We start from the raw sequence: 17,980 nt of genomic DNA, 5'->3' as shown, positions 1-17,980 counted from the left end.
TTGATTGCTCGTTCCCTATTGCGCCTTGCGGGCGATCAATGCGTTTTCGCGATTGATTTTGTTGGAAAGCACGACCGAATAGGTCACGCTTTCGATTTCTTCGATCCGCGCAAGCTCGTCGATGAGCGCTTCCAGATCTTCTAAAAAATTGACGTTCACGCGGCAGAGAATGTTGGCCGGGCCGCTGATCGCGTCGGCGGTCAGGATCTCGGGATAGCCGCGCAATACCGCAAACAGCCTTTGCGTCGCGCGCAGGGCGGTGGTGATGAAGATATAGGCTGAAACGCTTTGATCAATCTCGCGACGGCCCACGATCGCACGATAGCCAAGAATGACGCCGCGACGTTCCAGCCGCTCGATACGCTCCCGGACACTTGAGCGCGCGAGGCCGACGCGTCGCGCCAGTTCACTGGCCGTTACGCGTGCGTTTTCCTCCAGGATGCCAAGCAGATTGCGGTCAATGCTGTCGCCGTAGTCCATGTCGTTCCCACTTTCTTTTGCGGGAAGACTGGGGCCAAATTTTCCCAAAGAAAAGCATTGAAAAATGGGTTCTTCATGACTTTTATTCATGCTGGTCAACAGGAGCTTCGTCATGCGCCGTTTTCTGCCGTCCTTGAGCGCCCTGCATGCCTTCGATGCATCCGTGCGTCACTTGAGCTTTACCAAGGCTGCCGAGGACATGGGGATCACGCAGAGCGGCATCAGCCGGCAGATAAAAAATCTTGAGGGTTTTCTTGGACTTACCCTGTTCGAGCGCGCCGGCCCGAAGCTGGTGCTGACGGAGGAGGGCGCGCGCTATTACGATGAGATTTCGCGCCTGCTCGACAAGTTGGAAGATGTCTCCATCGATGCCGTCCGCGGTCGAAAGGCGCAGAGCATGCTGAAGATCGGCTTTCCGCCGACATTGATGCGGCGCTGGGGTGCTGCGATGCTGACGGCCTTTGCAGCCGCCCATCCTCAAACATGGTTCGAGGTCTATCCCTGTCGTCACGATCTCGATTTCGCGGCATCCGAGCTGGATCTTGCGTTCGTGCGCGGTACGGGCAATTGGAGCGGGGCGCGCAGTCAGTTGCTCTTCGATGAGGAGTTGATCGTTGTGGGAGCGCCGAATCTGGTGCCATTGCAAGGCCTGCCAAACGACGAGGCGCTGCTGGAATACCCGCTGATCCAGAATTCCAGCCGGCCGAGCCTGTGGCTGCATTGGCTGCGGGGAGCAGGCGTGCACTACAAGAGCCGCATCTACGGTCCGCGTTTGCCGAACTTCGATATGATCCTCGAATGTGCCATCAGCGGCATGGGGCTGGCGGTCGTTCCCGAGCTCCATGTGCGCACCGAACTTGCCGTAGGAATTCTGAAGCCCGCCTTAAGCAGGCTCCAGACGTCGGGGGAAGGCTTTTATCTCTGTTTCCCGCAGGTGCGGATGAACTCGGCCAATGTGCGGATCTTCCGCGATTGGTTCGCCACCGAATTCACGCGCCGGCGGCAATTCCTGCCGCTGGCGTATCCCTTGGATCAAAAATAGGCCTTCTCCACCGGCTTTAGCTCGAGCAGATCCTCTCCCCGCTTCAATAGCCATGAATAGACCGGCGGTAGCCGGTCTGCGATGGATTCGACATGAACGTCGATGAAGCATGGGCCATCGTCGTGAGCAAAGGCGGCCGCCAACGCGATATCGAGTTCCGAAGCCGTTTTGGCCGTCCATGCCTTGAGGCCATAGGCCTCGGCGATTGCCTGACCGCGCGGTGCCAGAAAATCCACGCCGAAGCACTGATTATGACCTTTGAGCCGATGGAGGCCCTTGATCCAGCCGAATGTCCCGTTGTTGAAGAGGATAAGGATCGCCGGCACCTCCAGGCGCACCAGCGTTTCCAGTTCGCCGACCGTCATGCCGAACGATCCGTCGCCGAAGAGACCGATCGGCCTCTTGGATGGATCGGCCCGCCAGGCGCCGACTGTTGCGGGAAGCGCTGACCCGAGGCCGCCAAAGGCACGTGGTATGGCAAAGCGGGTCTCACGGTCATTGATTTTGAGGAAGCGCGTCATGTATGGGGTCGGCGTTCCTGCATCGGAGTAGATGAGCGCGGGCTTGCCGGAAGATTGCAAAGCTTGATTGAAAGCACGCACGGCGCGCTCGGGCCGTAACGGAACCCGCTCGTCGGAAAGCGCCTCCTCCGCATGCTCCCAAAAGACTTGCCGACGCCGGTTGAGCTCGTTGACCCAAGCTTCGTGCAATACGGGCTCGATACTTGCTTTCAGCTCCAGCAACTCCGTGAGGACAAGCAAGGCATCTCCCTGGATGGACAGCAGATTCTCGTAGTTGTTCGCCATGATCTCGGGCGAGATATCGATCTGCGCCAGGCGTTTATTGAGCGTGATCCGCGGAAAGGTCCAGCCGATGGTGACGACCGAACCGATGCGCGAGCCTACGAACAGCGTGAAATCGGAATGTTCAAGCGCCCAGTTCGCATGCGGATGATATCCGTTGTCGCCGATGACGCCGATTGCGAGGCGATGGTCGTCATCGATTGCACCCTGGCCAGTCATCGTTGTGCACATCGGCACGTTGAATTTTTCGGCAAGCCGGGTGATCTCGTTGCCCGCACGGGCGCGGTTTACCCCACCTCCAGCCACGATCAGCGGTCGCTCGGCCCTGGAAAGAAGCTCCAGCAGCTCTTCGAGCTTCGAGCGCGGCGGCAGCGTGGGATAAGCAGGGAAGGTACGGCATTCCTCCTCGACATGCAGAGATATTTGCGTCAGGTCTATCTCGGCCAGCAGCATATCCTCGGGAATCTGCAGATGCACGGCGCCAGGTTTGCCTGAGCAGGCGACGCGAAAGGCGCGGCGGATGATTTCGGGCAGCTTTTCCGGCGTCTTTACCTGCACGGACAGCTTTGTGACCGGTTCGAACAGTTTCGCGCAATCCAATTCCGTCAGGACGCCGCGCCCCTCGCCGGGTAGTGGAATGTCGATGGTCAGCAGGATTACCGGCACTGACGATCCGTTCGATTCAGCGACCGGCGGCAAGGAATACATCGCGCCGGCGCCCGATGGGCATTCAAACACGCCGGGCTTGTTGGTGAACCGCCCGTAAGCATCCGCCATGAAGCCGGCAGAGCGCTCGTCGCGGGCCATCACATGCCGTATTTCGCCTTCGCGGTGCTGGAGTGCTTCATAGAGCGGCACATTGGTATCTCCGGGGACACCAAAGATCGTATCAACCCCGTATCCGATGAGCATGTCTACCAGAATGTCAGCACCGCGCATTCGTCTCTCCTGTATCTCGCTGTGCTGATCAGGATAATGAAGCAAAGGTTTGCCGGGGACCGGCAAACCGGCGGCTTGAAGCGGCAGTCGCCGGCAATCTGCCGGCTCTGTCCTTGAGATTGCATGGGGCTGGCGTGCGCCAAGCGCATCGCGATCATATCCGCGCTGTGACTTACCAAGCGAGGCGTTATCGATTGCTGTCGTGAGATGGTGAGGCGACCGATCCGCGCTCGATCAGGCCTGTTTTGATGGCGGTTCGCCCGACGGGCAGATCCTTGCCGTTCAGCCGCGAGATAAGACGCTCGGCCGCCTTCTTTCCCATTTCGTAGACGGGCTGGTCGACGACGGTGATCGGCGGTGTCGTGACGGTCGTCCAGTCCGCATCAAGGAAAGAGATCATCGATATATCGCGCGGCATGGACAATCCCAGTTTTTGCAAGGTCTTGAAGACCCTGAGCCCGACGAGACTGTCCGACGCTATGATGGCGGTCGGAGGCGCCGCATCGTGCAGCAGGCTCTTGACGACATCATCCGTCCTTGACTGGTCGGTCGCGCCGAGCCGCACGTAATATAGCGCGTTCTCGATGCCCGCATCGGCCTGCTCCTTCAACATGCCATCCACCCGTTCGCGCACGGCAGAATTGGAAATGCTGCTGATATCGCCAAGGGGTTCGCTCCCGGCATCCATCGCCGATATATAGGCGATCCGTCTATGCCCCATGTCGAGAAGATGGCGGGTGGCGACCATGGCGGCATCGAAATCGGCGCCCGTCACGGCGTCGACGCCGAGCTCCGGAATGTTTCGGTCAAAGAGGACGAGAGGCACGCCGACGCGGCGTATGTCCTGAAGATGCTCCATTCGGTCGCAGCGTGCCGGCGTTACGATCAATCCATCGACGCGCTTGCCGATGAGCAGGTCGACCGCCGACTTTTCCGCATCGAGTTCTTCACCGGAATTGGCAATGATCACATTGAAGCCGGCCATGCGCGCGGCATCGCTGATGCCCCGGACGGCAAGGCTGAAGAAGGCATTTTCGATATCGCCGACCACGACCCCGATGATGCCGGATTTGCCTGTCGTCATGCTCCGGGCAAGTTCGTTCGGCCGGTATTCGAGCGCTGCCGCAGCGGCAAGCACCTGCTCGCGAACCTTGTCGCTGACGACGCCATAGCCGCCGAGCACACGGGCAGCGGTCGCCTTCGAGACTTTAGCGACCCTGGCAACATCGGCGACTGTTACGGAGCGTTTCGAGGTGAGGGGCTCTTCCATGGGATGACGATTACAAGAGTTGTTGACGGGCGGTCAATCTGAAGTTAACAAATAACATTGAGACCGGTCTCTTTTTATATGATACCGGTCTCTTGTCCAGAAAGTCTCTTGCTGCCGCAAGGAGTGGAGATGCGGACGCGCATGCATGAATGCCGATAAGAGCATCCTTCAGAGCGGAGAACGAACATGAACCTATCCAGCATTTTCTCGGCCATCGCCGCGCCTCTGCGCGCTGGCGTGCTCGCCTATATCGTCGCGGCAAGCGTCGGCCCGGCGATCGCCGCCGACAATCCCTATAACCTGATCGATCCGAACGTCATCAGCGTCGGCACGATGGGAGATTCCAAGCCCTACACCTTCACGACGGCCGATGGGCAATTCACCGGCTTCGATATAGAGCTCTTTCTGAACGTCGTTTCCCGCATGGGCTTTCCCAAGGACAAGGTGACGTTTACCGGCCAGGAGTTCTCGGCCTTGCTGCCCTCCGTTGCCAACCAGCGTTTCGACGTCGCCGTCGCGGCGATCGGAACGACCGAAGCACGCAAGAAGACGGTCGACTTCTCCGATGGCTATCTCGCCGGCTATCTCTCGGTTCTGACATCGGATGCCTCGATGAAGGATGCAGCCGGCCTCAAGGGCAAGCGCCTCGGCGTCGTGCAGGGCACGCTGCAGGAGGTCTATGCCACGAAGAATTTCACCGGCACCGATCTCGTCAAATTTCCGGACAACAATTCTGCCGTGGCGGCGCTGAACAACGGCACCATCGACGCACATTTCCTCGATTATGAAGCAGCCAAACAATATAGCGAGCGCTATCCGGCACTGAAGATTGCCGTGAATATCCCATCCTTCGACGCACCGGCGGGCTTCGTCGTCCACAAGGGCAACGACGCCTTCCGGCTGGCGCTCAACAAGGCGCTGCACGAAGCGATGCAGGATGGCACCTGGAAGACGCTCTATGAGAAGTGGTTCCCCGGCTCGCCGATGCCCGATCAATACCTTCCCAAGAAGTAAGGCCGCGCTGCTGCCCGGCTTCCCGGGCAGCAGCATCAACCTGCCTCACGAATTTCATGAGGAATTGAATGGATTGGCTTGAAAATCTCCGTCGCAGCTTCCTCGATTGGGATGCGATGGCGGAAGTCCTGCCGAGCATGATCACGGTCGGACTGAAGAACACACTGATTTTGGCGGCAGCCTCCACCGTGCTCGGCGTCATCATCGGCATGGTGCTCGCCGTTATGGGCATTTCGCAGTCACGTTGGCTGCGCCTGCCGGCGCGCATCTATACCGATATTTTTCGCGGCCTGCCGGCGATCGTGACGATCCTCATCATTGGCCAGGGCTTTGCCCGCATCGGTCGCGAGATCTTCGGGCCGTCGCCTTTTCCGCTTGGCATCATCGCGCTGAGCCTGATCGCCGGTGCCTATATCGGCGAGATCTTTCGATCCGGCATTCAGAGCGTCGAGCGCGGGCAGATGGAAGCCTGCCGCGCGCTGAGCATGAGCTACGGACAGGGCATGAGACTGATCGTCATTCCGCAAGGGGTCCGGCGTGTCCTGCCCGCCCTCGTCAACCAGTTCATCGGCAACGTCAAGGATTCGAGCCTTGTCTACTTCCTGGGGCTGCTGGCCTCTGAGCGCGAAATCTTTCGCGTCGGCCAGGATCAGGCTGTGGTGACGGGCAATCTCTCGCCTCTGCTGCTGGCCGGCATCTTTTATCTGGTCATCACCGTGCCGCTGACGCATCTCGTCAACTATATCGACGCACGTTTGCGCCTTGGACGGCAGGGGCGCGGCTCCGGTGGCACGAGCGGCCTTGTCGAGGTCGGCGAGCTGGAGGCCGCTTCGGGTACCGGGATGCCTACAGACGCCGCTACTCCGCGCTTCAAAGGTGGGGCCGTTCAAATCCGCGATCTCAGCATGTCCTATGGCGATCTCGAAGTGCTGAAAGGCATCGATCTCGACATAGCCAGAGGCACGGTGACCTGCATCATCGGGCCGTCGGGATCGGGCAAGTCGACGCTGCTCCGGTGCTTGAACAGGCTCGTTGAGCCGAAGCGCGGCGACATCGAGCTCGATGGCGAAAGCATCCTATCCATGAAGCCGGAAAGCCTGCGCCGTCGCGTCGGCATGGTATTCCAGCACTTCAATCTCTTTCCGGATCACACCGCGCTTGAAAACGTCATGCTATCGCTGACGAAGATCAAGAGGATGCCGAAAGCTGAGGCGCGCCGGATTGCCGAGACCCGCCTGGCGGAAGTGGGGCTTGGTGGCCGCAAGGACCACCGCCCAGCCGGTCTTTCCGGCGGCCAGCAGCAGCGCGTCGCCATTGCCCGGGCGCTCGCCATGGATCCGGAAGTCGTCCTTTTCGATGAGGTCACGAGCGCGCTCGATCCGGAATTGGTGAAGGGCGTGCTCGACCTGATGGCCAATCTCGGGCGCCAGGGCATGACCATGGCGGTCGTTACTCACGAAATGGGATTTGCCCGCAGGGTCGCCGATCAGGTCGTCTTCATGGATGAAGGCCGCATCGTTGAAGCCGGCCCGCCGCAACAGATCTTCGACAATCCGCAAAGCGAACGGCTGAAACGCTTCCTCGCCGAGGTCCTCTGACAAACGGGCCGGCGAGAAATCGGACGGCCCTTCCATCGTAACAATTCCTACTGACAAGGTTTTCCAACATGCATGCTCCCACTCGTTCTTCAAAAGTCGTCGTTGTCGGCGGCGGTATCTTCGGGGTTTCCACGGCCGTTCATCTGGCGCGACTAGGCATTCAGACAACGCTGATCAACGACGGCCCGCTGGCGAATGGCGCATCGGGCCGCTCGCTTGCCTGGCTCAATTCCGCAAGGCGCCGCTCCGATGCCTATCATCGGCTGCGTCTCGCCGGCATCGACCGCTATCGCACGCTTTCCGCACGATATCCGGACGCGGCATGGCTACGTTTCGACGGCGGCCTGACCTGGGATGCCGACGAAGCCGATAACGACATTGCCGCCGTCTTCGATTACGAGCGTGACCTTGGCTACCATGCCCAATTGCTGACGCCGGGCCAGATTGCGAAAGTGACGCCAGGCGTCAATGCAAGCGCCGTCACGCAGCAGGGCGCAATCTTCAATCCGGGCGAGGGGTGGGTCGATCTGCCGTCCCTGATCGGCGTTCTTGCCGAAGAGTTCCGGGCATTGGGCGGCGAAATCGTCACCGATGCCGGCCGGGCGGCTGTCAAGGTGGAGGATGGCTGCGCCCGTGGCGTCACGACTGCGAATGGCGCCCGTTGGGCCGCCGATGCCGTATTGTTGGCGGCCGGCGGCGAGGTGCCGGCGATCGTCGCGGAAGCCGGTCAGCATATTGGCGACGATACGCCGATCGCTCTTCTCGTTCGGACGAAGCCGGTCAAGCATCCCCTGAAGGCCGTGCTGAATACGCCAAGGGTTGCCATCAGGCCCACTCCTGACGGCGCTTTTGCGCTCGATTCAGCCTGGTCGGAAGAAGAGGTTGTCGTAAAGGACGATGGCAGCTATGCAATCAAGCCTTCGACCCTTGAAGGGCTCCTGCAGGAAGCCTCAAAGGTGTTGGAGGGGAATCCGAAGCTCGAAATCGGCGACTACGGCGTTGGTCCCAAACCCATTCCGGGGGATGGCGAGCCGGTTTTCGGCGAATTGCAGGCCATACCGGGCTATTTCGTTGCCTTCAGCCATAGCGGTGCCACTCTCGGCCTGATCGCCGGCGAACTGCTTGCCGACGAGATCGCCACCGGCAAGCGTCATCCGCTTCTGGCCCCTTTCCGGCCGGAACGCTTCGTCAGATAGTTTGATCGGAACAGCAGCAGACAGGTTCAAGAGTGTCCGTGAGCGCACACAAGCGATCTTCACGGTCAAACCTGTCGCGCCTGCCGGCATTTCGGCCTTCTCCTGATCGAGGATGTTGGCGGCGATCAGGCATGCGGCGGCAAAGGAACGCCCGCCAGTTTGGCCTTGATCCAATCCGAAATACGATAATAGCGCAGCGTCAGCTTCGGACCATAATTCATATAGAAGGGAGCCGCCGAAAGCGGCTCCAGCTTCAGCGACAGGTCTTTTTCCGACACACCTCTGGCCCATTCCGAGAGGATGCCGCCGAGCATGCTTCCTGTTGGCACACCGCGGCCGGACAGGCCCGTCAGCGCCACGACGCCTGGTGCCAGATCGTAGAGGCGGGGAATGGTGCGGTATTGCATGTCCAGCTCGCCAAACCAGAAATATTCCCAACGGATCTCCTGTTTGATCTGCGGATGCAGCCATTTCAGCCGGTCGCTCATGACCTGCCGCGTATAGTCCATGTCGCGGCCGCGCCGTCCCATCGGGAACATGGAGGCGACGATCCGGCCTTCGGCATTGTATTTGTAGACATAGATATCGCCACGTCCATCATGGATGGTGGTGTTGCGCGGCAGCACCGACAGCCGCTCGTCGTCGGAAAGCGGGTGGGTAGCGGCGACGAAGACCCTCTGGATCTTGAAGGTCCGATCGAGTTTCGGCCAGCCGCCGACGGTATAGGCGCCCGTCGCGAAGATCACCTTGTCGGCAATGACTTTCCCTTTCGGCGTGCTGACCGCCCAGCCGCCCGCCACTCGCTCGCATCCGGTCACTGGCGAATCGGTGTGAATGACGCCGCCTTCCTGGATGACGGCACGTGCGAGACCACGGGAATAGCCGAGCGGATTAAGATGGCCGGCCTCTTCATGCAGCCAGCCGCCGTGAAAGCGCGGGCTGCCGGTGATCGCTGCAACCTCGTCCCTGCCGATGGCCCGCGTTTTCGCGCCGACAGCATTGTAGGTGCGAACCTTCTCCTCGATTGTCTTCATCAAGCCGGGGTAAAGCGCGCCTATGACATAGCCGTTCTGCTGCCATTCGCATTGGATCTGGTACTGCCGGATCATGTTGGAGACACGGTCGTTGGCGCGCGTCTGCCGGGCGATCAATCGCTCGGCCCAGGGCTCGCCCAGCATGGAGCGCAGTTCCGGCAGGCTGTAATGGGTGAAAGTCGGCGTGCAGTGCCCGGCGTTGCGGCCGGAGCCGCCGAAGCCGATTTCCTCCTTTTCGAGAAGCACGACGCTTGTGCCGCTCTTCGCAAGCTCAAGAGCGGTGGTCAGGCCCGTATAGCCGCCACCGACAATGCAGACATCGACCTTGATCGTGCCTTCCAGCTCCGTTGTATCGGGTGCGGGGGCCGCTGTGGCATACCACAGGGTTGTTTTGAACGGCGAAAATTTCGTCATCCTGCATCCTCATTGCAGATCGCTGCGGGCATCAAGCGCATCGCGCAGGCCGTCGCCGATGAAGTTGAAGCTGGTGACGGCGAGCGTGATAGCGACGCCCGGGACAATGGCCAGCCATGGTGCGCTGGCGAGATATTGCTGGGCGCCGTTCAGCATATTGCCCCAGCTCGGGAGCGGCGGCTGGATACCGTAGCCGAGGAAGCTGACATAGGCTTCGAGCAGGATGGCGCGGGCGACCGTCAGCGTAGCGGCGACGATGATCGGGCCGATGGCGTTCGGCAGCAGTTCGCGAAACATGATCCATCTGTTGGAGAGGCCGAGCATGCGCGCGGCGAGCACGAAATCGCGTTCGCGCAGCGATCGTACTTCCGCCTCGACGATGCGCGCGGTCTCCATCCAACTTGTCACCGCGATGATGACGGTGATCATGAAGGGGCTCGGCTTGATGAAGGCGGCCAGCGCCAGCAGTAGGAAGATGCTGGGAAAGGACAGAAAGGCATCGACGAAGCGCATAAGCAATATCCCGATGCGCCCACCGTAATAGCCCGCCACCACGCCGATCACCGTGCCGATCAGTGTGCTGAGCACCATCGCGAAGAAGCCGACGAGGAGCGAAATCCGGCCTGCCATGAACAGGCGTACAGCAACGTCGCGCCCAAGCGGGTCAGTGCCGAAAATATGGTAGCCGGCCGTAAAGGGCGGTGCGAAACGAGCGCGCAGGTCGATATAGAGCTCGTCATAGGGAAGCAGTGACGGCCCGAGCAGGCAGGCAAGGACTATGAGCGTGATCATGGCCACGCCGAGGAGCGCGAGCCTATGGCGGACGAAACGGCGCAAAGTTCGATTTTGCCACCAGCGCGAATGGGCGAATAATGATTGCGAAAGGGTTGCGGGGGAGGAGGAAGACATGGCGTTTCTCCTAACCAAGCCGGACGCGCGGATCGACGAAGGCGACGAGCAGATCCGCAAGCAGATTGCCGATCAGCACGAAGATTGCCGAGAACATCAGGAGGCCCATGACGACCGGATAGTCGCTGTAGCCAAGGCTATCAAGGAAAAGCCGGCCCATTCCCGGCCAGGTGAAGACGGTCTCCGCCACCAGAGCACCACCGAGAATGGTCGGCAATTGCAGGCCGGCAAGCGTGATCATCGGCAATAGCGCGTTGCCGACGACATGGCGCATCAGGACGCGCCGGGGCGAGAGGCCCTTGGCCCTGGCGGTGCGTACGAAGTCCTGGTTGATGACCTCGAGCGTGGCTGTGCGCATGTAGCGGCTCCAGACCGCGATGTTGACAAGCGCAAGCACGAGGCTCGGCATGATCAGATGGATCGCATAATCACCGAGCGAGCCGTTGCCGACCGTGTACATGTTGCCCGCCGGCAGCCATTTCAGCTTCAGCGAGAAGATATAGATGGCGACGAGACCGAACCAGAAGGTCGGTATCGACAGCGCCACCATGGCGCCGACGGTGGCGCTGTAATCGAAGATCGAATAGCGGCGGGTTGCCCCCTTGATGCCGATCCAGGTGCCGATCGCGATCGAGATCACCATCGATGTGCCCATCAGCAGCAGCGTGGCGAAGAGATGGCCGAAAATGATCGACAGTACCGGCTGGTTGTCGCGGTAGGAGCGGCCCCAGTCGCCCATCAGCAGATGTCTCAACCAGTCGAGATATTGGATCGGCAGCGGCCGGTCGAGGCCCATCTGTGCGGCGATCCTGTCGAGCGCTTCCTTGGTCATGCCTGGCGTCAGCGTATATTGCGACAGCGGACCGCCGGGAGCGAGGGTAAGTACGGCAAAGCCGATCATCGATACGAGGAGCAGCAGCACCAGGCTCTGCCACAGGCGGCTCAGGAGATAGCGCAACATGGCATTTGTCTCCGATGGTTGCGGAATGTGAAGCGATCAGCCCTTCGATGCCTCGGCCGAAGGGCTGGAACGAGCAGCCTATGCCTTGGCCCAATACCAGGTGCCCACATTCCAGCTGTCGATGCGCACATTGATGTTGGGAGTGACGTTTTCGACCCCCACCTTATGGCCGCGTACGGTCGCATACTGGAATAGCGGCAGGAAGGGCAGGTCGTGGCGCATGATCTCCTGGATCTTTTGGTAGACCTTCTTGCGTTCCTCCGGCACGAAGATCTGGCCGCCTTCCGCCAGGAGCTTGTCGACCTCCGGATTGGCATATTGCCAGGAGTTCTGGCCGGCTCCGCCCTTGGCGGTGATCGCCGAGGAACGGAAATAATCGGAGGTGTCGGGATCGGAGCCGGTCTGGAAGTTGATGCCGACGATGACGGAATCGAACTTCGACATTGTCCAATAATCGCCCCACATGACCGCCGGCGGCAGGTTGGAGATCGTCAGCTCCACGCCGATGTCCTTGAAGGTCTGCTGCATGAACTGCTGCACCTGTTCGCGGATATGATTGCCGGCGGTGGTGGAGTTAGTGAAGGAAAGCTTGACGCCGTCCTTCATGCGAATGCCGTCGGGACCGGGCTTCCAGCCGGCATCGTCGAGGATCTTCTTGGCCTTGTCGGTGCTGAATTCCTGCTTCGGCAGGTCCGGATTATAATAGAAGGACTGCTGCGGAATGTAGCTCTCGGTCGGTGTCGGCAGGCCGTAGTAGAGCGCATCGATGATCGTCTGCTTGTCGATCGCGTAGTAGAGCGCCTCGCGCACCGCCGGGTCCTTGAATTGCGGCTTCTCCATGTTGAAGCCGACGGATTCGACCGTGGCGGCCGGAACGACGGCAACAGCCTTCCCATCCAGCCCCTTGGCCTCGTCATAGTGATCCGGGGTGATCCATTGCAGGCCGACGACGTCGATATCGCCGGTCTTGAACTGCGTATACAGCACCGTCAGGTCGGGAACATATTTGTAGACCAGGGTTTCGAGATAAGGGCCGTTGCCGAAATAGTCGGTATTGGCCGCGAGCGTGATGTGATCGCCGGGGACACGCTCGACCCATTTGAACGGGCCGGTGCCGATGGGGGCATTGTTGAAGGGGGCGGTGTTCTTGTCCTTCTCCGCACCAAGGATATGCTTTGGCACGATGAAGGTCATGGCGAGGATCGAGGGGTAGGGCGCAAACGGCTTTTCCATCCGCCAGGTGATTTCCGTCGGCGAGACGACAGTCAGGTCGCGTACCAGCTCATGGCCAGTCTTGCGCCAGCTGCGGAAGTTCGGATCGACCATGAGTTCGAGGGTGAACTTGACGTCTTCGGCGGTGAACGGCGTGCCGTCATGCCACTTCACGCCATCGCGCAGTTTGACCTTCCAATGAAGGCCGTCGGCCGAGATGCCGCCGTTTTCGACCGTCGGAACTTCGGTTGCAAGCGAAGGGGAAAACTTGCCCTCCGGTGTGACGGTAAAGAGCGGATCGAAGACACTGAAATGGATGCCCTCATCGACTTCGATGTGGATCAGATGCGGATTGAAGACGGTCGGCTCCTGCGAGAAGCCGATGACTAGCTGGCCGGTCGGCTTGGCGGGAGGTGCCGCGAAAGCCTCGCCGCGACCGAGGATATTGGGCATGATCAACCCGGAGGCACCGAGCGCCATCATAGTCAATGCCTGGCGGCGGGTTGGTTTCAGGAGGATGGTGTCATTTGCATCGGTCATGATCGTTCCCCTTTTTGTTGGTAGGATTCGGCTGTTTTTCTCTTTCGTCTTTGTATTGTCTGCTTGGTTCGGAGAGGTCAGAAACCACTGATCAGTTCGATCTTCGAACCGTCATGGAAGCGGGAAAAGCGGAAGTTCTTGCGATCCACCACTGGCGGCTTGCCGGTGACGATGTCGGCCATCAATCGTCCGGCCGCAGGCCCGATGCCGAAGCCGTGGCCGGAAAAGCCGGTGGCGATATGAAAGCCCGGAATGCTGTCGATCGCATCGATCACCGGCACGGCATCCGGCGTCACGTCGATATAACCCGCCCAGCGCTGAGCGATCTCGGCCTTCTCGAAAACCGGAAAGGCTTTCTTGAGGTTGGCGAGCGCCGCATTCGAAAGCTTGGTGGAGGGTTTGGGGTCGAGGACGCGGCAATATTCGAAGGGGCTTGCCTCGTCCATCGCCCACCGATTGGGAATGCGCGCTTCGTCGAAGAACCGGCCGGAAACGCGGAAGTTCAGCGAGCGCCACTCCTTTTTCAGCGCCGGCAGGAACTTGCCGGCGTAGCGGAAGGAGCTCGGTACGATGTCCACGATGTTCTCATGGCCCGAAGCGATGGTGTAGCCGCCATCCTGACGCTTGCGCAGGGCAAAGCCGCTCGCCCAGATGGCTTGCTCGGGGCCGCCATCCAGCGGCTTGGTGCGCAAGACGGAATTCATCACCTTCAACTGCGGCAGATCGAGCCCGAACATGCCGGCAAATAGGCTTGACCAGGCGCCGCCGGCAAGCACGACGGCCTTGCAGGCGATGGGACCACGTTCCGTGATGACGCCGGAGATGCGGCCGCCGGCTGTCTCGATACCGCGCACGGCGCATTCGGTCAGAATGGAGGCTCCCTTGTCGCGGGCGGCCTCGGCAATGGCGGGGGCGGCACGCTGCGGCTCGGCACGGCCGTCGGCGGCGGTAAAGAGCGCACCCTTGAGCTCCATCTGCGTACCGGGAAAGAGGTTCTTGAATTCGGCGCCGCTGATCATGCGGCTTTCCAGCTGGTAGCCTTCCAGATTGCGATTCCAGCGCTCATGATCGGCATATTGCTTGTCATCCGCGCAGGTGAAGATGATGCCGGCGCGCTTGTAGCCGGTGTCGCGGCCGGTACGTCTGTCGAGCGTGCTCCAGATGCGCAGGGCCTCCGCCATGAGGGGCACTTCGCGCGGATCGCGCCTGGAAATGCGCACCCAACCCCAGTTGCGGCTCGATTGTTCCTGGCCGATGCCGCCCTTCTCGCAAAGCGCGACCCGCAGACCCCGTTCGGCAAGTTCCAGCGTCGTCGAGGTGCCGATGATGCCACCGCCGATGACGACGACGTCGACTTCCTTGGGCAGTTCCGCATCCCCGTGAACGGGCACAACATAGGGGCCGGGCATGGTCAGAAGGACTCCTCTAACTGGCAATTGATGGTAAATTCGGCAACGCTTGCCTCGTTCGGCAGCTCCATCAGCATGGAGATGATGCGGGCGAGGTCGCGCGGATCGGTCATCTCGCTATCGGGCTTGCTCGTAAGCCCGCGCGCCATGTCGGTCGCGACGAAGCCGGGGCAGATGGCGGTAGCGCGGATGCCAAGTTCAAAGCCGGTGTGGCGTATGGCATGGGCCAGCGCGACCGCCGCGAATTTCGAGACGGCATAAAGACCGGAATTCGCGGATTTCACCCGCTTTCCCGAAAGCGAAGCGACGACGATGACCCGGCCGCGACCGCTTGACGCAAGGGCGCTCCACGCGGATTTTGCAAGTCTTCGCGGTGCCTTGACGTTCACCTCGAGCAGATCGTCGAGGTCGGCATCATCGGCTTCGATCACCGTCTTTGCGATGCCAATGCCGGCATTGGCGACGATCGCGTCGATGCGCCCGAAGGTGCGAAGCGTCTCTTCCACCCAGCGATCGGATGCGTCCGTATCGATGGCATCATAGGCAAAGGCGCTAACGTGCGCAGGGTCTGCCCAGGCGGGCATTTCAGGACGGCGCATGCCGAGCGAGAGCCGCCATCCCTTGGCGGCAAGTTCCTCGGCGAGTGCGGCGCCGATCCCCCGGCTGGCACCGGATATCATTGCGACCCGCTCGTCACTCATGCCCATGTTTGCTCTCCCACGGTTTGCCGGCTCACGATTGCGCCACGATGCGCCGGTAAGTTCGGCGCAGTATGTCGATCAGGAGCCTGTGTTCTTCGTCGGTGATGTCGGAAAAGAATTCGCGTGATTGCTTGGTGACGATGGCACGCACACGTTTTGCCAGTTCGTGACCTTTTTCCGTGATGTAGAGTTCCTGGGCGCGGCTGTCGTCCGCCGACGTCTCGCGCGTAAGGAGATCATGTGCTTCCATCTGTTCGATCAGCCTGCCGGTCGCCGAGCGGTCTTTCAGGATGATTTGCGCGATGGTGGAAGGCCGGATTCCCGGATTGTCGTCGACCAGGAACAGGGTCGTGATCTTTCCCGTTCCGCGGGCGACGTCCAGACCTTCCAGCTTCTCGTCCAGATCGCGCGAGACGGCAAGATTGATGCTGCGGATATAAAAGCTCAGCGTATCCTCCAGGACGTCGATATCGATGTCCTTGACGGAAATTGGCGGGGCCTTGGTCGGCGGCATGGCTCGGAACCTTTGAAAGGCAACGAAACACCGTTCCCGCCACCCTTAATGCGTGGCAGATTCATGATCGTCTGCGGCGGATCGTCGCTGGAAATTTCATGCTCATGAAAGGACGGATAGTGGATAAATGCAACTATTTTTTCGCCCAATCAGATAAAAAATAATCAGTGCGGAAGACTGCCCGTTTCTCAGGCATCAATCGCTACTGGCGCGTGCACGAATGGTGGTAATTAAGCAGAAGCGGGCCGCATTCGGCGCCGCTATGCCTCGTTGGTGGACGTTTAGCCGACCGCTTCCCAGTCGCCGCCGGGGATGGCAGCCAACAGGTTTTGGGTATAGGCATGAGCCGGCGCACGGAAGATCTGCGAAGGCGGGCCACATTCGACGATCTCGCCCTTGTACATGACGGCGACTTCGTCACAGATCTGGCTGGCGACGCGCAGATCGTGGGTGATGAAGATCATCGCGACCTTGGTATCCTGCTGGATTTCGGCAAGAAGCTTGAGGATTTGCGCCTGGATCGAGACGTCGAGAGCGGAGACTGCCTCGTCAGCCACCAGCAGCACGGGGTCGAACATCAAGGCGCGGGCGATACCGATGCGCTGGCGCTGGCCACCGGAGAACTCATGGGGAAAGCGGTCAAAGGCACCTTCGTCGAGGCCGACGCGCTTGAGAAGACGCAGCGCCTTCGCCTTGGCCTCATGCATCGACAGGCCGTGCGCCATCGGTCCAACGGTGAGAATGCGGCCGATCGTATGGCGCGGGTTTAGCGAGGCGAATGGGTCTTGAAAGATCATCTGTATATAAGGACGCAATGGCCGGAACTCGTCGTCTGACAACGGAGCGATATCGCGGCCGTCAAAGAGAATCCGACCGCTGTCCGAGCTCAAAAGCTTCAACAGGACGCGGCCGAGCGAGGATTTTCCGGAGCCTGATTCACCGACTACACCCAATGTGCGTCCCTTGCGGATCGAGAAGTTGACGTCGTTGACCGCCTGCACGGTCCGCGATTTCGACAGGAAGCCGCTTCCCGCTCGATAGGTCTTGTTGAGCTTATCGACTTCCAGCACCACGGGCGCTTCGGCAATGGTTTCGCGACCGGCGGTCGTCATGCGGGGAACGGCCGCAATAAGACGCTGCGTATAGGGATGAACAGGCGCATTCAGCACCTGCGCCGCCTGTCCCTGTTCGACAAGATGCCCCTTCTCCATGACGATCACCCTGTCGGCAATCTCGGCGACCACCCCGAAATCATGGGTGATGAACATGACGCTCATCTTCTTGCGCGCCTGTATCTTGCGGATCAATTCGAGGATCTGGGCCTGCGTCGTCACGTCCAATGCAGTGGTCGGTTCGTCGGCGATCAGCACATCCGGATCGAGCGCCAGCGCCATGGCGATCATCACGCGCTGCCGCTGCCCGCCGGACAGCCGGAAGGGATATTGATGCTGGAGAAGATCCGGATCTGGCAGGCCGACTTCGCCGAGCAGTTCCTTCACCTTCTGCCGCCGGCTTTCCGGCGTGCCGATCTTGTGAGCATCGAGAACCTCGATGATCTGGTTGCCGATCGTCATCAGTGGATTGAGTGCCGAGAGCGGGTCCTGGAAAATGATCGAAACGGCCCGTCCCCTCAGGCTTTGAAGGGTGGCAGCGTCGGCGCTTACGAGGTCCACGCCCTTGAAGCGGATCGTACCCGCCGTTACCTTTATGATGGATGGCAGCAGGCCCATGATCGCATTCGCGGTCACCGATTTCCCCGAGCCGGATTCACCGATGATGCAAAGGATCTCGCCTTGCATGAGGTCGAAGGTGATATCCTGCACGGCATGCACGCGTTCCATGTTCTTCGGGAGGCTGACCGTCAGACCGCGCACGGAAAGTACCGGCCCGTTCGGCAGGACTCTATCTTGAGTATCGGATGGGATCATGGAAAGCCTCCTTGCT

At 60.3% G+C, this 17,980-nt stretch carries 15 protein-coding genes; 4 read left to right on the top strand and 11 right to left on the bottom strand.

Going from position 1 to position 17,980, the window contains the following annotated elements; genetic code table 11:
* Positions 1 to 15: 15 nt before the first annotated feature.
* Entirely contained in the window at positions 16 to 594 is a 579-nt protein-coding gene (locus AC13RC_RS13375) for an Lrp/AsnC family transcriptional regulator (RefSeq protein WP_488557405.1), read from the bottom strand.
* Here AC13RC_RS13375 and AC13RC_RS13370 point away from each other — a divergent pair.
* Entirely contained in the window at positions 593 to 1,522 is a 930-nt protein-coding gene (locus AC13RC_RS13370) for a LysR substrate-binding domain-containing protein (protein WP_488557404.1), read from the top strand. The genes AC13RC_RS13375 and AC13RC_RS13370 overlap by 2 nt on opposite strands.
* On the opposite strand, the gene AC13RC_RS13365 is transcribed toward AC13RC_RS13370, so the two are convergent.
* Positions 1,513 to 3,264 carry a thiamine pyrophosphate-binding protein gene (locus AC13RC_RS13365; RefSeq protein ID WP_488557403.1) on the bottom strand — a complete coding sequence of 584 codons (1,752 nt, stop codon included), beginning with the start codon at positions 3,262 to 3,264 and terminating at the stop codon, positions 1,513 to 1,515. The genes AC13RC_RS13370 and AC13RC_RS13365 overlap by 10 nt on opposite strands.
* Before the next feature lie 187 nt (positions 3,265 to 3,451).
* Positions 3,452 to 4,534, bottom strand: coding sequence for a LacI family DNA-binding transcriptional regulator (locus AC13RC_RS13360; protein ID WP_152093244.1), 1,083 nt, complete (start codon positions 4,532 to 4,534; stop codon positions 3,452 to 3,454).
* Positions 4,535 to 4,720: 186 nt separating this feature from the next.
* On the opposite strand from AC13RC_RS13360, the gene AC13RC_RS13355 reads away from it, so the two are divergent.
* The 3 genes from AC13RC_RS13355 to AC13RC_RS13345 all read left to right on the top strand — a co-directional run bounded on the left by AC13RC_RS13355 (position 4,721) and on the right by AC13RC_RS13345 (position 8,342).
* Complete coding sequence (locus AC13RC_RS13355; RefSeq protein WP_152093245.1) at positions 4,721 to 5,548, top strand: ABC transporter substrate-binding protein; 828 nt, start codon at positions 4,721 to 4,723, stop codon at positions 5,546 to 5,548.
* A gap of 68 nt (positions 5,549 to 5,616) precedes the next feature.
* Positions 5,617 to 7,146 (top strand): amino acid ABC transporter permease/ATP-binding protein, encoded by a 1,530-nt coding sequence (locus AC13RC_RS13350; RefSeq protein ID WP_145318617.1) that lies wholly within the window; start codon positions 5,617 to 5,619, stop codon positions 7,144 to 7,146.
* 68 nt (positions 7,147 to 7,214) lie between these two features.
* On the top strand, positions 7,215 to 8,342 hold the full coding sequence (locus AC13RC_RS13345) for an NAD(P)/FAD-dependent oxidoreductase (protein ID WP_113350533.1): 1,128 nt from the start codon (positions 7,215 to 7,217) through the stop codon (positions 8,340 to 8,342).
* A gap of 125 nt (positions 8,343 to 8,467) precedes the next feature.
* Here AC13RC_RS13345 and AC13RC_RS13340 read toward each other — a convergent pair whose 3' ends face one another.
* From AC13RC_RS13340 to AC13RC_RS13305, 8 genes are all read right to left on the bottom strand, one after another.
* Positions 8,468 to 9,790: an NAD(P)/FAD-dependent oxidoreductase gene (locus AC13RC_RS13340; protein ID WP_488557402.1), complete on the bottom strand. Its 1,323-nt coding sequence runs from the start codon at positions 9,788 to 9,790 to the stop codon at positions 8,468 to 8,470.
* Between the two features lie 9 nt (positions 9,791 to 9,799).
* On the bottom strand, positions 9,800 to 10,699 hold the full coding sequence (locus AC13RC_RS13335) for an ABC transporter permease (protein ID WP_488557401.1): 900 nt from the start codon (positions 10,697 to 10,699) through the stop codon (positions 9,800 to 9,802).
* A 10-nt stretch (positions 10,700 to 10,709) separates the two neighbouring features.
* Positions 10,710 to 11,660: an ABC transporter permease gene (locus AC13RC_RS13330; RefSeq protein ID WP_069614686.1), complete on the bottom strand. Its 951-nt coding sequence runs from the start codon at positions 11,658 to 11,660 to the stop codon at positions 10,710 to 10,712.
* Between the two features lie 78 nt (positions 11,661 to 11,738).
* The gene (locus tag AC13RC_RS13325) at positions 11,739 to 13,412 is read right to left on the bottom strand and encodes a peptide ABC transporter substrate-binding protein (protein ID WP_488557400.1); all 1,674 of its coding nucleotides are present in this window, start codon (positions 13,410 to 13,412) and stop codon (positions 11,739 to 11,741) included.
* Positions 13,413 to 13,489: 77 nt separating this feature from the next.
* The gene (locus AC13RC_RS13320; protein WP_488557399.1) at positions 13,490 to 14,821 is read right to left on the bottom strand and encodes an NAD(P)/FAD-dependent oxidoreductase; all 1,332 of its coding nucleotides are present in this window, start codon (positions 14,819 to 14,821) and stop codon (positions 13,490 to 13,492) included.
* Between the two features lie 2 nt (positions 14,822 to 14,823).
* Positions 14,824 to 15,522: an SDR family NAD(P)-dependent oxidoreductase gene (locus AC13RC_RS13315; RefSeq protein ID WP_183809323.1), complete on the bottom strand. Its 699-nt coding sequence runs from the start codon at positions 15,520 to 15,522 to the stop codon at positions 14,824 to 14,826.
* A gap of 31 nt (positions 15,523 to 15,553) precedes the next feature.
* On the bottom strand, positions 15,554 to 16,036 hold the full coding sequence (locus AC13RC_RS13310; protein WP_113389378.1) for a MarR family transcriptional regulator: 483 nt from the start codon (positions 16,034 to 16,036) through the stop codon (positions 15,554 to 15,556).
* A gap of 281 nt (positions 16,037 to 16,317) precedes the next feature.
* Positions 16,318 to 17,964: an ABC transporter ATP-binding protein gene (locus AC13RC_RS13305; protein WP_488557398.1), complete on the bottom strand. Its 1,647-nt coding sequence runs from the start codon at positions 17,962 to 17,964 to the stop codon at positions 16,318 to 16,320.
* Between the last annotated feature and the right edge of the window lie 16 nt (positions 17,965 to 17,980).

Source organism: Martinezella sp. CNPSo 3890, from assembly GCF_057784455.1.
Note: the sequence above shows the minus strand (reverse complement) of the source record. Positions and strands in the feature narration are given on the sequence as shown.

Bases quoted from the DNA above. Each gene is read 5' to 3' on its own strand.
- AC13RC_RS13330 (WP_069614686.1), bottom strand. From the start codon at position 11,660: ATGTTGCGCTATCTCCTGAGCCGCCTGTGGCAGAGCCTGGTGCTGCTG.
- AC13RC_RS13360 (WP_152093244.1), bottom strand. From the start codon at position 4,534: ATGGAAGAGCCCCTCACCTCGAAACGCTCCGTAACAGTCGCCGATGTT.
- AC13RC_RS13325 (WP_488557400.1), bottom strand. From the start codon at position 13,412: ATGACCGATGCAAATGACACCATCCTCCTGAAACCAACCCGCCGCCAG.
- AC13RC_RS13350 (WP_145318617.1), top strand. From the start codon at position 5,617: ATGGATTGGCTTGAAAATCTCCGTCGCAGCTTCCTCGATTGGGATGCG.
- AC13RC_RS13375 (WP_488557405.1), bottom strand. From the start codon at position 594: ATGACGAAGCTCCTGTTGACCAGCATGAATAAAAGTCATGAAGAACCC.
- AC13RC_RS13305 (WP_488557398.1), bottom strand. From the start codon at position 17,964: ATGATCCCATCCGATACTCAAGATAGAGTCCTGCCGAACGGGCCGGTA.
- AC13RC_RS13370 (WP_488557404.1), top strand. From the start codon at position 593: ATGCGCCGTTTTCTGCCGTCCTTGAGCGCCCTGCATGCCTTCGATGCA.
- AC13RC_RS13335 (WP_488557401.1), bottom strand. From the start codon at position 10,699: ATGTCTTCCTCCTCCCCCGCAACCCTTTCGCAATCATTATTCGCCCAT.
- AC13RC_RS13310 (WP_113389378.1), bottom strand. From the start codon at position 16,036: ATGCCGCCGACCAAGGCCCCGCCAATTTCCGTCAAGGACATCGATATC.
- AC13RC_RS13345 (WP_113350533.1), top strand. From the start codon at position 7,215: ATGCATGCTCCCACTCGTTCTTCAAAAGTCGTCGTTGTCGGCGGCGGT.
- AC13RC_RS13315 (WP_183809323.1), bottom strand. From the start codon at position 15,522: ATGAGTGACGAGCGGGTCGCAATGATATCCGGTGCCAGCCGGGGGATC.
- AC13RC_RS13320 (WP_488557399.1), bottom strand. From the start codon at position 14,821: ATGCCCGGCCCCTATGTTGTGCCCGTTCACGGGGATGCGGAACTGCCC.
- AC13RC_RS13365 (WP_488557403.1), bottom strand. From the start codon at position 3,264: ATGCGCGGTGCTGACATTCTGGTAGACATGCTCATCGGATACGGGGTT.
- AC13RC_RS13340 (WP_488557402.1), bottom strand. From the start codon at position 9,790: ATGACGAAATTTTCGCCGTTCAAAACAACCCTGTGGTATGCCACAGCG.
- AC13RC_RS13355 (WP_152093245.1), top strand. From the start codon at position 4,721: ATGAACCTATCCAGCATTTTCTCGGCCATCGCCGCGCCTCTGCGCGCT.